Raw genomic sequence first — 14,165 nt, 5'->3', positions numbered from 1 at the left:
ATGCGGCGGGGCGCGCGGCCGACCCTCCGGCGTTCGTGACCCGGCCGCTGTGTCCGTCGACTAAGGCAGAGTGGGAGTATGACCTCCCTGTCTGCCGTTGACACTCGCGCCGCCGCGCTCGCCGCACTGCGCGAACTCGTCGGCCGCCCCGACGCCGAGTTCCACGAGGGGCAGTACGAAGCGATCGAGGCACTGGTCGCCCAGCGTCGGCGGGCGCTCGTGGTGCAGCGAACGGGGTGGGGCAAGTCCGCCGTCTACTTCGTCGCGACCCTGCTGATGCGCCGGCAGGGCGCCGGCCCCACAGTGCTCGTCTCGCCGCTGCTGGCGCTGATGCGCGACCAGATCGCGGCGGCCGAACGTGCCGGCGTGCGTGCGGTGGCGATCAACTCGACGAACGCGCACGAATGGGGTGACGTGCTCGCGCAGCTCGACCGCGACGAGGTGGACGTGCTGCTGGTGTCACCGGAGAGGCTGAACAACCCCGCGTTCCGCGAGCAGCAACTGCCCGCGCTCGTGCGCCGCATCGGCATGCTCGTCGTCGACGAGGCGCACTGCATCAGCGATTGGGGCCACGACTTCCGTCCTGACTACCGGCGTCTGCGCGACCTCATCACGCAGATGCCGGCGGGGGTGCCGGTGCTCGCCACGACCGCGACGGCGAACAGCCGGGTCGTCGCCGACGTCGAAGAACAGCTCGGGGTCGCGGGTGCGACGGGCGCCACGGCAGGCGAGGGTGTTCTCACGATCCGCGGCCCGCTCGCCCGCGCATCCCTGCGACTCGGCGTTCTGCGTCTTCCCGACGCGGCCAGCCGGCTGGCCTGGCTGCTCAGCCATATCGGCGACCTCCCAGGATCGGGCATCATCTACACGCTGACCGTCGCCGCGGCCGTCGACACCGCCCGGCTGCTGCGCGAGCGCGGCCATGAGGTGCGCGCGTACACCGGGCAGACCGACACCGATGAGCGTGAGGAATCGGAGGGCATGCTCAGGCGCAACGAGGTGAAGGCGCTCGTCGCGACGAGCGCGCTCGGCATGGGCTTCGACAAGCCCGACCTCGGGTTCGTGCTGCACCTCGGAGCGCCGTCGTCGCCGGTGGCCTACTACCAGCAGGTGGGGCGTGCGGGGCGCGCCAGCGAGAGCGCGGACGTGCTGCTGCTGCCGGGGGTGGAGGACCGCGACATCTGGCACTACTTCGCCACAGCATCCATGCCCGATCAGGAGCGCGCCGAGCGCGTGATCGCCGCCCTCGGCGACGCGCCGATCTCGACCCCTGCGCTCGAGGCGATGGTCGACATCCGTCGCACCCCGCTCGAACTGCTGCTCAAGGTGCTCGATGTGGACGGCGCGGTACGGCGTGTGCAGGGCGGGTGGGTCGCCACCGGCGAGAACTGGACCTACGACCGGGACCGCTACGAGCGCATCGCCGCCGAACGCGTCGCAGAGCAGCAGCACATGCTCGAATACGAGCAGACCGACGAATGCCGCATGGAGTTCCTGCAGCGTTCGCTCGATGACGACACGGCCGCACCCTGCGGACGGTGCGACAACTGCGCCGGCGGGTGGTTCCCTCGCGAGATCGGGCAGGCGGCGACGTCAGCGGCATCCGAGTCACTCGACCGGGTCGGCGTGGCGATCGACCCGCGCCGCGTGTGGCCGACGGGTGCCGACCGACTCGGGGTTCCCGCGAAGGGGCGCATTCCTGCTGGTGAGCAGGCCGGCAGTGGACGAGCGCTGGCCCGACTCACGGATCTCGGCTGGGGTGGCACTCTACGTGCGCTGTTCGCTGCGGGTGCGCCTGATGCGCCGGTGAGCCCGCAGGTGCTCGCCGGCTGCGTGCGGGTGCTTGCAAGATGGGGATGGGCCGAGCGGCCCGTCGCGGTCGTCGCGATGCCGTCGCGATCGCGTCCCCTTCTCGTCGATTCGCTCGCGCACGGAATCGCCGAGATCGGCAGGCTGCCCTTCATCGGCGCGCTGACGCTCGTCGACGGCGGGCCCACCGGACAGCCGGGCGGCAACAGCGCGTTCCGGCTCGCCGGTCTCTGGGAGCGCTTCAGCGCCGATGGGCTCGAGATCCCCGAAGGGCCCGTGCTGCTCGTCGACGACCAGACCGACAGTCGCTGGACCCTCACCGTCGCCGCCCGTTCCCTTCGGCAGGCGGGGGCGACCGAGGTGCTGCCGTTCGTGCTCGCGCTACGCGGCTGAGCGCTCCTTCTCGACGAGCGTCAGCACGTCGTACGTCGCGACCGTGTCGTAGTTCTGGTTGCGGATAACGGCATCCCACCGCACCTCGCCGTACTCGTCGGTCTCACGCGGAGTGATCTGCTTGGCGGTCAGCTCGACGCGGATGCTGTCGCCGGGCGAGACCGGAGTGATGAAGCGCAGGTTCTCCAGTCCGTAGTTCGCAAGAACGGGCCCTGGCTCTGGATCGACGAACAGCCCGGCTGCCCATGACACGAGCAGGTAGCCGTGCGCGACACGTCCGGGGAAGAACGGATTGGCGGCGGCTGCCTCCTCATCCATGTGCGCGTAGAACGTGTCACCCGTGAAGTGCGCGAACGTCTCGATGTCATCCAGGGAGACCTCGCGAGACGCCGAGGCAATGCGGTCACCGATATGCAGCTCCGCGAGCGACTTGCGGAAGGGATGCACTCCGTCCGAGCGCGCCGCGGCACCTGCGTGCCACACGCCCGTCAGCGCCGTGAGCATGTCCGGGGAACCCTGCACCGCCGTGCGCTGCATGTGATGCAGCACCGCACGGATGCCACCGAGCTCTTCGCCGCCGCCCGCGCGGCCGGGGCCGCCGTGCACGAGCCCTGGCATCGGCGAACCGTGGCCGGTGGAAGAGCGTGCGTCATCTCGGTCGAGGAACAGCACTCGTCCGTTCGAGGCGGCGATGCCGGTCATCAGCTCCGCTGCGAACACGGGGTCGTGCGTCGCGACACTCGTCACGAGCGATCCGCCGCCGCGAGCCACCAGAGTCGCTGCTTCGGACGAGGTCGAGTAAGCCAGCAGCGAAGCGACCGGGCCGAAAGCCTCGACCTCGTGCACCGCATCCGCATCGGCGTCATCGAAGCGCAGCAGCACTGGCGCGACGAAGGCGCCGTCGGTCGCGGCGGCGGTGGAGCCGTCGGCGAGCAGTACGTCCGGCGCATCCGTCGATCCGACCACGATCCGGCCACCCGCATCCTGCAGCACCTGCACTTGTCGCAGCACCTCGTCACGCTGCGCGAGCGAGACGAGCGGACCCATCGTCACGCCTTCCGCACGCGGGTCGCCGATCACGACCTTCGCCTCGAGCCGCGCGCGTACGGCGTCGATCACGGCATCGGCGGATGCCGCCGGCACGATCGCGCGACGGATCGCGGTGCACTTCTGTCCGGCTTTCGTCGTCAGTTCGGTGACCAGCTGGCGTACGTACGCGTCGAGCTCCGGCGTGCCGTCGATCGCATCGGGCCCGAGCACCGAAGCATTGATCGAGTCGGTCTCAGCGGTGAATCGCACCCCGGTCGGAGTCTGCGACCGCAGACCGTTCGCGGTCGATGCGCTGCCGGTGAATCCGACGATGTCACCCAGACGCAGCTCATCGAACAATGTGGGCACGCTGCCGCTGACCAGCTGCAGCGAGCCCTCCGGCAGCAGGCCGGACTCGACCAGGATGCGCACGAACGCCTCGGCGAGGTAGCCGGTCGGCGTCGCAGGCTTCACGAGCGTCGGCATCCCGGCGAGGAACGCGGGCGCGAACTTCTCCAGCGACCCCCACACCGGGAAGTTGAACGCATTGATCTGCACGGCCACTCCCGGCAGCCGAGTGAAGACGTGGCGGCCGAGGAACGTGCCGTCCTTCGAGAGCGGCTCGATCGGACCGTCGACGTACATCTGACTGTTGGGAAGTTCGCGCCGACCTTTGCCCGAGTAGGCGAACAGCACGCCGATGCCGCCATCGATGTCGACCCAGGAGTCCGCCTTCGTCGCTCCGGTTCGGGCGGACAGGGCGTAGAGCTCGTGCTTGCGCTCGGTCAGAGCGAGCGCGAACTGCTTGAGCAGCACGGCGCGCTGGTGGAACGTCAATGCTCCCAGCGACGCCTGGCCGACCGTGCGGGCATACTCGAGCGCGCCCGCCAGGTCGATGCCTTCACTGTTGACTCTGGTGATCTCCGCACCGGTCGACGCGTCACGCACGATCAGCGCACCGGCGCTGGAATCCGGCGTCCACCATGAGCCCTGGACGTAACTGGGCAGAACCTCGGTCATTCGCCATCCCATCTGTAGAAGCCTTCGCCGCTCTTGCGGCCGAGCCTGCCGTCCGCGACCATCTGCCTGAGCAGCGCAGGCGGCGCGAAGCGCTCGCCGAGCGTCGCGTACAGCTCTTCGGCGATGTCGAGGCGGACATCGAGACCCACGATGTCCGTCGTGCGCAATGGGCCCGTCGGATGCCGGTACCCGAGCTCCATGGCTCGATCGATGTCCTCCGCCGAGGCAACGCCGGCATCCAGCATCCTGATCGCTTCGAGTGCGAGAACGAGACCCAGCCGGCTGGACGCGAACCCTGGTGAATCTCGAACGACGATCGGCGTCTTTCCCAGTGCGCCCACCCAGCCGCGCGCCCGCTCGATGATCGTCGGATCGGTCGCGACTCCGCTCACGATCTCGACGAGCGACGACGACGGCACGGGATTGAAGAAGTGCAGGCCGAGGAAGTTCTGCGGTCGTTCGAGGGACGCGGCAAGCGTATCGATCGAGATCGACGATGTGTTCGTGGCGAGCGGGGCGTCAGGGTGGATGATGGCCTCGATGCGCGTGAGTGCGTCGAGCTTGAGCGCGCGATCCTCGGGGACGGCTTCGATCACGACCTCGCGATCGGCGAACGCCGCAAGATCGATGCCGGCGTGGATACGGCGGGTCAGGTCATCCGGTTCAGACGAGGTGGCGCCGCGCTGCACGGAGCGAGCGAGACTTTCCCGGATGCGGGATGCCGCGGCAGTTGCCGACTCCTCATCCTGCTCGACGACCACGACATCGTGGCCTGCGAGCAGGAACGCGTGCGCGATCCCCGCACCCATGCGGCCTCCGCCGAGGACGCCGACCTTCATCGTCGACCTCGCCTTTCGAGGAACTCGGTCATTCGCCGCATCTTCTCCGGGCTCTCGAACAGCTCGGCCTGCAGCTCGCCGTCGATGTCGGGATGCGCGTCACGCGGAGCGCGCATGGCCCGTTTGGTGTGCCGTGTGGCGAGGGGATCGTTCGCCGCGATCCGATCCGCGATCGCATGCGCGGCCGTCATCAATTCGGATGCCGGATGGATGCCGGAGATGAGGCCCGCGCGCAGTGCCTCATCCGCCGTGAGCGGGCGTCCGGTGAGCAGCATCTCGCTCGCCAGTCCGTCTCCGACGATCTCCCGCAGTCGCCAGGCGCCTCCGGCTGCGGCCATGATTCCGAGCCCTGTCTCGGGGTTGCCGATCTTCAATGCGGGCGTGGCGATGCGGATGTCTGCCGCGTACGCGAGCTCGGCGCCACCGCCGAGGGCGTAGCCGTCGATCGCGGCGATCACGGGCATCGGCAGTTCGTGGATGCGGATGAAAGCCAGCGCGTTGATACCGCGGCGTGCGTCTTCGGCGCGGCGGGCCCGCAGCTGGGTGATGTCGGCGCCGGCAGCGAACACGCGGTCGGCGCCGGCGAGGATCAGGATGCGCGGCTCGACCTCGAGCTCCGCGCACAGCATGTGCAGGGCGTCGATCATCTCGCGGTCGATCGCATTGCGCTTCTCGGGTCGGTTCAAGCGGGCGACGATGCGGTCGGGGCTGCGATCGATGACGAGAGGCTCCTCGTTCATGTGCGCTCCTGACTCCATCGTCTGGTCGTGCCGGTAGTTTCTGACCGATCGTTCAGTAATTTATTATGTCAAGGATCGGGAGGGCAGGCAATCGCTGATGCCAGACTGGGACACGTGTCAGCGTCATCGTCCGAGGAATCCGCGGGACCGGCGTCGACCGTGCGCCGCGGACGCCCCGGATACGACCAGCGGCAGATCCTCGAGATCGCCGTGCAGGTGTTCATCGAGCAGGGCTACGATGCGACTTCGGTGTCATCGCTCGCCGACCGTCTCGGCCTCTCGAAGTCCGCGCTGTATCACCACTACGCGTCGAAGGAGCGACTGCTCGAGCTCGCCCTGGATGAGGCGATGGGTGCGCTGGAAGCCGTGCTGCTCGAACCCGGTGCCGCGGCCGGATCGGCGGGGGAGCAGCTCGAGCATGTGCTCCGCGGTGCAGTGCGAGTGCTCGTCGACAAGCTCTCGTATGTGACTCTGCTGCTGCGCGTGCGCGGTAACAGCGACATCGAACGCGCGGCGCTCGCGCGGCGGCGCGGATTCGACGATCAGGTCACTCAGCTGGTGCGGGCCGCTCAGGCGGAGGGGACGGTGCGCACCGATATCGGAGCGGCCGTCGCCACGAGACTGCTGTTCGGCATGGTCAACTCGATCGTCGAATGGTATCGACCTAGCGGGCCAGAAGGCGCGACCGAACTCGCCGACGACGTGCTCACCGTCGCACTCGACGGGCTGCGCACGCGCTGACCGTCTGCTCGGTGTCCGCTGCCCGATGTCAGGCGTCGTCCGCTTCGTCGTCTTCTTCTATCTGGATGGTCGCCGACGGGCAGAGGTCTTCTGCTTCACGCACGGCGTCCCACTCCGATTCGGGTGGTCGCTCGTCGAGAATGCTCATGAATCCGCCGTTCTCGTCCAGGTTCGCGAACACTCTGGGTGCGGTCCGGCTGCAATTGCCCGAAGCTATGCAGGTGGTGGGGTTCGCGGTCACTTTCATGGCTCCTCCATCTTCAGCCGCGGTACTGGCGAACGAGCGGGCAGGTGTACGGGTCGCGGTTCTTGAGCCCGACCTGGTTCAGATAGGCGATTATCGTCCGGAAGGCCTCGGCCAACGAGGTTTCCGTATAGGGGATGTCATTGTCGGCGCAGTGCTTCCGCACCACCTTTTGCAACGCCGGCAGATTGGGACGGGGCGCCATCGGGAACAGATGATGCTCCACCTGGTACTCGAGGCCGCCCATGAAGAAGTGCACGAGCGGCCCGCCCCGAACATTGCGGGACATGTGCACCTGTCGACGGAGGAAGTCGATGTCGGCGTCGTGCGGGACGGTCGGCATCCCGATGTGGTTCGGAGAGAACGCGCCACCCAGGAGGAAACCGAAAACCGCCACTTGCACGGCGACGAAGGCGACGGCCATTCCTGGCGGAAGAACGATGAACACGAAGGCGAGGTAGCCGAGGACGCGGATCCCGACGAAGAGGATCTCGGTCCATCGGTGCGTCACATGCCTATCGGTGAAGATGCTCTTGAACGATTCGACGTGCAGGGTGAAGCCTTCGAACAGCAGCAATGGCAGGAAGTAGTAGCCCTGGTACTTTCCGATCCTCGCGGCCAGACCGGTGCGAGAGTCGGTGCCCTCCGGGGTGAAGGACAACACCCCGGCCTCGGCATCGGGATCTTCGCGTTCCTTGTTCGGGTTCGCATGATGACGGCCGTGCTTGTCCACCCACCAGCCGTAACTGAGGCCGGTGAGGAGCCCGGCGATGACCCGTCCTGTCCACTCGTTCCATGTGGCAGACGAGAAAGCCTGCTGGTGCGCGGCTTCATGTCCCAGGAACGCGAGTTGCGCCATTGCCACGCCGAGCAGCGCGGCCAGGATCAGCTGCCACCAGGTGTCGCCCAACATGACGACGCCGATCAGAATCGCAACGGTGGCAAGGGCCCAGAACAGGATCATGCTCCAGTAGTACCCATGCCGACGTCGCATCAGCCCCGCATCGTTGACTTCCGCCGTCAGCTGATGAAACGCCTCCACGTACCGATCGCCAAGCATCACCGCTCCCCGCATGTCTCCGTACATTTCGGGGCACAAGGCGGAATCACGACTGGCCTGTCGACCATGCGAGCCGTTCCGATGTGCCCACGTCTAGAGCATAAAGGCGCGGTCCCCGGTCGCCGCAAGGGGGGAGTCCGTTCAGGCTGAGGCGATCACGGTCTCGGCGAGTGGGCGCCGCGCGCGCGGCGCGGACTCCCGCTGCTGCAGCTTCTCGGAGAGCGCTGAAGGGTCCCCGAGGTCACCGAGAGCGATCACGGAGATCGGCGCGAAGCGGTCTTCGACGCCGGGAAGCCCTGCGAGCTGGTCGCGCTCGACGCCGCCCATCTGGTGCACGAAAAGCCCGTCGGAGTGCGCCTGCACCGAGAGGTGGGCCACGGCCTGCCCGAGGTCGTACTGCGCCCACGGCCGGGGGTTGCCCTCAGCATCCGTCTGCTCCGCGAAAGCGGCGATCAGCACGGCAGCGTTGCCCGCCCACTCGCGATTGAACCCCATGAGTGCGGCCTCGATGCGTGCGTGCAGTTCGGTGCCTCGTCGTGCCACGATGAACCGCCATGGCTGCGTGTTGCTCGCGGACGGTGACCAGCGAGCGGCTTCCAGCGCTGACGCGAGCTTGCCCTCGTCGATCGGGGTCTCGGCGTCGAAGGCGCGCGGACTCCAGCGTGCCGAGAGGATGTCGAGGACGGGCACTGCCGTCTCAGCGTTGCGTTCGATAGTGGACGTGCTCATGATGCCTTTCGGGGTCGAATCGTGCCGACCCCGTCGTCCGCGTTACTCCAACGCTAAACCTATCCATGCGCGCGCATATTCCTGATGACCCGAAATGACGGACCGCCTAAGCGCCGACGGCGGCCAGCCGTGCCTCCCTGCGCGCCTGTTGCACATCGGGGTCCGGCACCGGGGCCGCCGCCAGCAGCGCGCGCGTGTACGGATCGGACGGGTGCTGCAGCACCTGTGCACGCGAACCCCATTCGACGACCGCTCCGCGCCGCAGCACGGTCACGCTGTCGCAGAGCTCGTCGATGACCGCGAGGTCATGGCTGATGAACACGCACGCGAAGTTCAACCGTTCCTGAAGCTCGCGGAACACGTCGAGCACCTGGGCCTGCACCGAGACATCCAATGCGCTGGTCGGCTCATCCGCGATGAGCAGTGCCGGATCCAGAGCAACGCCGCGCGCGATCGCCACGCGCTGCTTTTGGCCGCCGGAGAGTTCGTGGGAGTAGCGCCCGGCGCGATCGGCGAGGCCGACGGACTCGAGCAGGGCGTCCACGCGCTCGCTGAGTGCGCTGCCGCGCAGTCCCTTGATCGCCGCGAGCGGTTCTTCGACGCTCTGCCGCACGGTGTAACGCGGGTTGAGGGACAGAGCGGGATTCTGGAACACGACGCCGATCCGTCGCCGCGTCTCACGACGTACCGCTCGGCTCGCGGAGCGCATGTCGATGCCATCCACGACGATCGAGCCATCGGACACGGGAGCGGCGCCGATGATCGCGCGCCCGATAGTCGACTTGCCGCTGCCTGACTCGCCGACCAGGCCGAGGATCTCGCCCCGGTGCACCTGCAGGCTCACTCCTTCGACGGCGCGGAAGCGACCGCGCAGGCGCCCGCCGTACGTGACTTCCAGGCCGGCGACATCCAGCACAAGGGGTGAAACGGTCTCCGGCGCGGCTGCCACCGGGCGCTCGCCGATGCGCGGCACCGCGCTGAGCAGCTGCTTCGTATACCCCTCCGTCGGCCGCAGCAGCACACCGCGCACGGAACCCTGCTCGACGAGCTCGCCCTCGCGCATGACGACGACGCGGTCGGCCAGCTCAGCGACGACACCCATATCGTGCGTGATGAGCAGGACAGCGCGTCCTTCGCGACGGCCGAGGCGGGCGAGTACGTCGAGCACTTCCGCCTGCACCGTGACGTCCAGCGCCGTGGTCGGCTCATCGGCGATCAGCAGCCGGGGATCGGAGGCCAGTGCCATCGCGATGCCGACGCGCTGGCACTGTCCGCCGGAGAGCTCATGCGGGTACTGCTTCATGCGCCGACTCGGATCGGGGATCTCGACCAGCTCGAGCAGTTCGATCGCCCGCTGCCGCGCAGCACCGGCGCTGAGCCCGCGGTTGTGCGCACGCACCGCCTCGACGACCTGGAAGCCGACCGTGAACACCGGATTGAGAGAAGCGACGGGATCCTGCGAGATCAGGGCGATCTCCGCCCCGCGTACCCGACGCAGGTCAGCGGGTCTCAGCCCGATGAGCTCCCGGCCGTGCAGCTTCACCGACCCCGTGGCGTGCGCGTTCTCCGGCAGCAGACCCGATCACAGACAGCGCGGTCACCGACTTTCCCGATCCGGACTCGCCGACCACTGCCACGACTTCGCCTGGTGCGATGTCGAGATCGAGACCGTGCACGACCTCGATCGGGTTGCGGGTGCCGAAATGCACGCGCAGATCCCGGACGCGGAGAATCGGGTCGCTGCTTGGCGCAGTCAAGTTCAGGCCTTCTTCTCGCCCGCGTCGCGGGCACGCTTGTGCTCGCGCCAATCGGCGAGCATCTTGTGGTGATACTCCTGAATCCACTCCAGGTAGTCGCGTCCGTTCGTGAGGCGGATGCGGGCTTCCGCCTCTTCGGGGCCCAGCCAGCTCAGTGCCGAGTCGATCGAGGCGATGTGCCGGTCGAAGTAGCGGCGCTCGTTCGCGAGGAAGCTGCCCCAGGGGTCTTCCTCCGCCTTGAAGTAGTGACTGCGGTCGCCGGGCACGGAGTGGCGGCGGATGTAGTTGGTGTCGATCAGGCGCCTGGTCGCCATCGACACCGCGCCGGTGCTGGCACTGAGGGCTGCCGCGAGATCGGCCGATGAGATGTACGGCTGATCCATGATCATCAGATAGCCGAGCACGCGACCGTCCATGCGCGAGGTGCCGGTCATCTCCCAGATCAGGCTGATCTCCTCGGCGAACTGGCGCCGGTACTGCTCGCGTTCGTCGATCTGCTCGCCCTTGCCGATCTGCTCTGGGGCTTCTTCTGCCATGTTCGATCCCTTCTCCTGCACCATCAGCATCCCACTCTCATCGACGCTCACGCGGATCGAAGACGGTGCGCAGCTCCTCGCCGAGGGCGACGATGGCGAGGACTGTGACGGCCAGCATGATGCTGGGCAGCACGAGCACGTGCGGTGCCGTCTGGAACACCCGTGAGCCGGCGGCGATCTGCAGGCCCCAGGAGATCGCCGGCGACGAGAGCCCGATACCCAGATACGTGAGGGTGCTCTCCGCGACGATGACGCCGCCGATCGTGAGCGTCGCCATCAGCATGACCGGCTGCACCGCGTTCGGCACGACGTAGCGGGTGACGATGCGACCGACGCCGAGCCCCATCGTGCGAGCGGCGAGCACGTGGTCGGCTCTTGCGACGGATCGCACCGACGCGCGCATCAGCCTGGCCATCATCGGCCATCCGAAGACGCCGAGTACGACTCCGACCGTGAGCACGTTGCGGGTGCCGAACATGTTGAGCACGACGATCGCGGCCAGCAGGAACGGGAAACCGAGGAAGACCTCGGTCAGACGCGACACGATCCAATCGGCGATTCCGCCGCCCATGCCGGCGAGCAGACCCATCACGAGGGCGATCGCAAGTGCGATGCCGGTGGCGAGGAGTCCGACGGTGATCGATGCCTGGGCGCCGTAGACGGCTCCCGCCCAGATATCGCAGCCCTGGAGGTCGAAGCCGAACGGATGGCCGGGTGCCGACTCGACCTTGCTGTCCGCGAGATCGCAGGCGCGCGGGTCGCCGTTGCCGAACAATCCGGCGAACGGGGCCGGCGCGATCGCGAAGGCGAGCATGATCAAGAGGATGATGGATGCCATCCAGAACAGTGGCCTGCGCAGCAGCAGTCGCCACGCCGATGGCCCGGTGCTCTGCGGCAGCGAGGTGGCCGTGGTTCTCGGTGCGGGAATCTTCGCGGTGATGGGAGGGATCTCAGGCACGTCGGATCCTCGGGTCGAGCAGCGCGTGGATCGCATCCACGAGCAGCGAGGTGATCAGGAAGATGAGGATCAGAGCGGTGGAGATTCCGACCACCATCGCGGCCTCGTGATCGCGGATCGCGGTGAACAGCAGGTTCCCGACGCCGGGCAGGTTGAAGATGCCCTCGATCACGACCGTGCCACCGAGCAGGAAGCCGAGGTCGGTGGCGAGGAAGGTCGCGGTCGGGATGAGGGAGTTGCGCATGACGTGCAGACCGATGACGCGACCTTCGCCGATGCCTTTCGCGCGGGCGGTGCGCACGTAGTCGGCCTCGAGGTTCTCGATCATCGATCCGCGCACCAGTCGTGACACGGAGGCGAGGCCGATCGCGGCGATCACGAGCGACGGAAGCAGGTACGAGAGCGGCCATCCTTCTCGAATACCGGCCACTGGCAGCCAGTCCAGCCGGACTCCGAATATGATCTGCGCGGTGATGCCGAACACGAAGACGGGGATGCAGCTGAGCCCGATCGTGATGACCAGCAGCCCCTTGTCGATCACCGTGCCCTTCTTGAGCGCCGACACGATGCCGACCGCGAGTCCCAGGATCACCTGAAGCGTCCATGCGGTCAGCGCGAGAGTGATCGTGACCGGCCAGCGATCCGCGAGCTTGTCGGCGACGGGGCGACCCGTGAGGTCGAGTCCGAGATCACCGGTGAGCAGGTTGCCGAGATAGTTCGTGTACTGCACCCACAGCGGCTGGTCGAGCAGGTACTTGGCGTTGATCGCGTCGATGACCGACTGCGGCAGCTGCCGGTCTCCGGCCAGTGCGCGGATCGCGTCGCCGGGAAGACTGAACACGGCCAGGTAGATGATGAACGTCACGCCGATGAAGACGAGCGCGAAACCCGCGACCCGCTGCAGCACGCCCACCGTCATGCGCATCAGTCGCGCTCCAGCTGGGCGTGAGCGGCGAGGATCGCGCCGTACTGCACTCCGACGACGCGGGCCAGGGGGATCGGCGACGAGTGGCGTCTGGCGGTTGCTTCGCGGAGCCAGGCGCCGAAGATGCGATGCGCGTCCCTGGTGGTGTTGCGCACCTCGGGAGAAGCGAGGCCGGCGTCGACCTCGGCCTGCAGCGCTCGCAGCAGCATGCCGCCCCAGCGCAGTCGGTGCAGGTCCACGAGCCCTTCCAGGCTCGACACCTCTGCGACGGTCGCGAATCGGTCGTCCTCTGCATCCGCCCGCGCGATGTTTCCTTCACCGGCGGTCACCGCCATCGGGGAGAACACCCGCGCCGCGCGCAGCAGCGCGGTGTCCATCCGCACCTGAGACTCCACGCGCTCCAGCAGCTTGACGAGCGTGGTGCCGGTCTCGATCAGGAGATCACCGCTCTCGCGCAGGGCATCACGGTAGATCGTCGAGGTCGGGCTCGTGTCGTCGGCGGTCGGATCGCTGAACTGGGGCAGCTCGGCGATCAGGGACAGCGTCCCGTACTTCGCGGCGTACGAGGTCGAGGCGTCGCCGGCCGAACCAGGGGGATAGGGGTCGAAGCCCTGCGCCTCGGCCCAGTCGTAGGCGCCCTGGAGAGTGCCCATCTCGTAGATCGCCTCGTCGAGCACCGTGAAGTGCGCGCCCTCCGCCTCGCCCGCGTGCAGGGGCACGCCGCAGGATGCCGTGACCTGGTGCAGCAGCGGATAGAGCTCGGGCAGCGGGCGGGACAGGTAGAAGTACGCCCCGCCGCCCTCGCTGTTGTGCAGCGGCACGTAGAGATCGGGGCGGGTGCTGTCGATCGCCCGCGCCAGCGCCTGGGTCTCCGGCATCATGGCGTCGAAGTATGCGGACTTGTAGTCGAAGGGGAACGTCCACTCGACCTGCTCGTCCGGTGCGGGGCGGAAGAACTCGCGGGCGTATCGCTCTCGATCTGAAGGATCGGCGAACCAGCCCTCATTCAGGCGCATCCCGTCGGGATCGGCGCAGGGGACGATGTGCCAGGCCGTGTCGAGTCCGTCGCGGAACGAGTCGTCGTGCAGCAGCTGTTCGATCAGATGCAGGATCGTCAGCGAGCCGATGGGCTCGTTCGGGTGCACCGCTCCGACGATGAGCGTCGACCGTGCGCCGGAGCCCAGGTGGTACAGCCGGATCGGCTCACCGAGCCTGCTGGTGCCGATGCGCTCGAGGGTGAGCAGATCGGGGTGCTCGGCGCGCAGCCGTTCGATCCGCTCGTGGAGCTCGTCGACGGTGGGTATCTGCGTCTGGTCTGGCACCGCACCGGCACGGCGGAGGATGTCCTCCGCCGTGCCGAGCGTTGTTGCGGGGTCGTGCAAGGT

14 protein-coding genes are annotated in these 14,165 nt (G+C 67.7%); 2 read left to right on the top strand and 12 right to left on the bottom strand.

What is annotated here, in order from left to right; genetic code table 11:
- The first annotated feature begins 78 nt into the window (after nucleotides 1-78).
- Nucleotides 79-2,202 (top strand): RecQ family ATP-dependent DNA helicase, encoded by a 2,124-nt coding sequence (locus QFZ46_RS06120; RefSeq protein WP_307359433.1) that lies wholly within the window; start codon nucleotides 79-81, stop codon nucleotides 2,200-2,202.
- On the opposite strand, the gene paaZ is transcribed toward QFZ46_RS06120, so the two are convergent.
- Genes paaZ through QFZ46_RS06105 form a run of 3 tightly spaced genes read right to left on the bottom strand, consistent with a single transcriptional unit; the run spans nucleotide 2,191 to nucleotide 5,830 of the window.
- Nucleotides 2,191-4,251, bottom strand: coding sequence for a phenylacetic acid degradation bifunctional protein PaaZ (gene paaZ, locus QFZ46_RS06115; RefSeq protein WP_307359430.1), 2,061 nt, complete (start codon nucleotides 4,249-4,251; stop codon nucleotides 2,191-2,193). The genes QFZ46_RS06120 and paaZ overlap by 12 nt on opposite strands.
- Nucleotides 4,248-5,090 carry a 3-hydroxyacyl-CoA dehydrogenase family protein gene (locus QFZ46_RS06110; protein WP_307359427.1) on the bottom strand — a complete coding sequence of 281 codons (843 nt, stop codon included), beginning with the start codon at nucleotides 5,088-5,090 and terminating at the stop codon, nucleotides 4,248-4,250. The genes paaZ and QFZ46_RS06110 overlap by 4 nt, the downstream gene beginning before the upstream one ends.
- Nucleotides 5,087-5,830 carry an enoyl-CoA hydratase/isomerase family protein gene (locus tag QFZ46_RS06105; protein ID WP_307359424.1) on the bottom strand — a complete coding sequence of 248 codons (744 nt, stop codon included), beginning with the start codon at nucleotides 5,828-5,830 and terminating at the stop codon, nucleotides 5,087-5,089. Before QFZ46_RS06105 ends, QFZ46_RS06110 begins: the two co-directional genes overlap by 4 nt.
- A 114-nt stretch (nucleotides 5,831-5,944) precedes the next feature.
- Between QFZ46_RS06105 and QFZ46_RS06100 the strand changes: the two genes are divergently transcribed.
- Nucleotides 5,945-6,571, top strand: coding sequence for a TetR/AcrR family transcriptional regulator (locus QFZ46_RS06100; protein WP_307359421.1), 627 nt, complete (start codon nucleotides 5,945-5,947; stop codon nucleotides 6,569-6,571).
- 28 nt (nucleotides 6,572-6,599) lie between these two features.
- Here QFZ46_RS06100 and QFZ46_RS06095 read toward each other — a convergent pair whose 3' ends face one another.
- The 9 genes from QFZ46_RS06095 to QFZ46_RS06055 form a co-directional block, all read right to left on the bottom strand.
- Nucleotides 6,600-6,818, bottom strand: coding sequence for a ferredoxin (locus QFZ46_RS06095; RefSeq protein WP_307359419.1), 219 nt, complete (start codon nucleotides 6,816-6,818; stop codon nucleotides 6,600-6,602).
- Between the two features lie 13 nt (nucleotides 6,819-6,831).
- Nucleotides 6,832-7,875, bottom strand: a complete 1,044-nt coding sequence (locus QFZ46_RS06090) for a fatty acid desaturase family protein (RefSeq protein ID WP_307359417.1) — start codon at nucleotides 7,873-7,875, stop codon at nucleotides 6,832-6,834.
- 141 nt (nucleotides 7,876-8,016) lie between these two features.
- Nucleotides 8,017-8,604, bottom strand: a complete 588-nt coding sequence (locus QFZ46_RS06085) for a nitroreductase family protein (RefSeq protein WP_307359415.1) — start codon at nucleotides 8,602-8,604, stop codon at nucleotides 8,017-8,019.
- A 106-nt stretch (nucleotides 8,605-8,710) separates the two neighbouring features.
- Nucleotides 8,711-10,147: an ATP-binding cassette domain-containing protein gene (locus QFZ46_RS06080; protein ID WP_307359413.1), complete on the bottom strand. Its 1,437-nt coding sequence runs from the start codon at nucleotides 10,145-10,147 to the stop codon at nucleotides 8,711-8,713.
- Nucleotides 10,104-10,361 (bottom strand): ATP-binding cassette domain-containing protein, encoded by a 258-nt coding sequence (locus tag QFZ46_RS06075; RefSeq protein ID WP_307359411.1) that lies wholly within the window; start codon nucleotides 10,359-10,361, stop codon nucleotides 10,104-10,106. Before QFZ46_RS06075 ends, QFZ46_RS06080 begins: the two co-directional genes overlap by 44 nt.
- A gap of 2 nt (nucleotides 10,362-10,363) precedes the next feature.
- Complete coding sequence (locus QFZ46_RS06070; protein ID WP_307359409.1) at nucleotides 10,364-10,897, bottom strand: GbsR/MarR family transcriptional regulator; 534 nt, start codon at nucleotides 10,895-10,897, stop codon at nucleotides 10,364-10,366.
- 37 nt (nucleotides 10,898-10,934) lie between these two features.
- A complete protein-coding gene (locus tag QFZ46_RS06065; RefSeq protein ID WP_307359407.1) occupies nucleotides 10,935-11,855 on the bottom strand; it encodes an ABC transporter permease in 921 nt (306 codons plus the stop codon).
- Complete coding sequence (locus tag QFZ46_RS06060) at nucleotides 11,848-12,780, bottom strand: ABC transporter permease (protein ID WP_307359404.1); 933 nt, start codon at nucleotides 12,778-12,780, stop codon at nucleotides 11,848-11,850. The genes QFZ46_RS06065 and QFZ46_RS06060 overlap by 8 nt, the downstream gene beginning before the upstream one ends.
- The gene (locus tag QFZ46_RS06055) at nucleotides 12,780-14,162 is read right to left on the bottom strand and encodes a M14 family zinc carboxypeptidase (RefSeq protein WP_307359402.1); all 1,383 of its coding nucleotides are present in this window, start codon (nucleotides 14,160-14,162) and stop codon (nucleotides 12,780-12,782) included. The genes QFZ46_RS06060 and QFZ46_RS06055 overlap by 1 nt, the downstream gene beginning before the upstream one ends.
- Nucleotides 14,163-14,165: the final 3 nt, after the last annotated feature.

Origin of the sequence: Microbacterium murale (assembly GCF_030815955.1) — a bacterium.
Classification (GTDB): domain Bacteria; phylum Actinomycetota; class Actinomycetes; order Actinomycetales; family Microbacteriaceae; genus Microbacterium; species Microbacterium murale_A.
The sequence above is the reverse complement of the archived record's forward strand: the minus strand, read 5'-3'. Positions and strand labels throughout refer to the sequence as shown.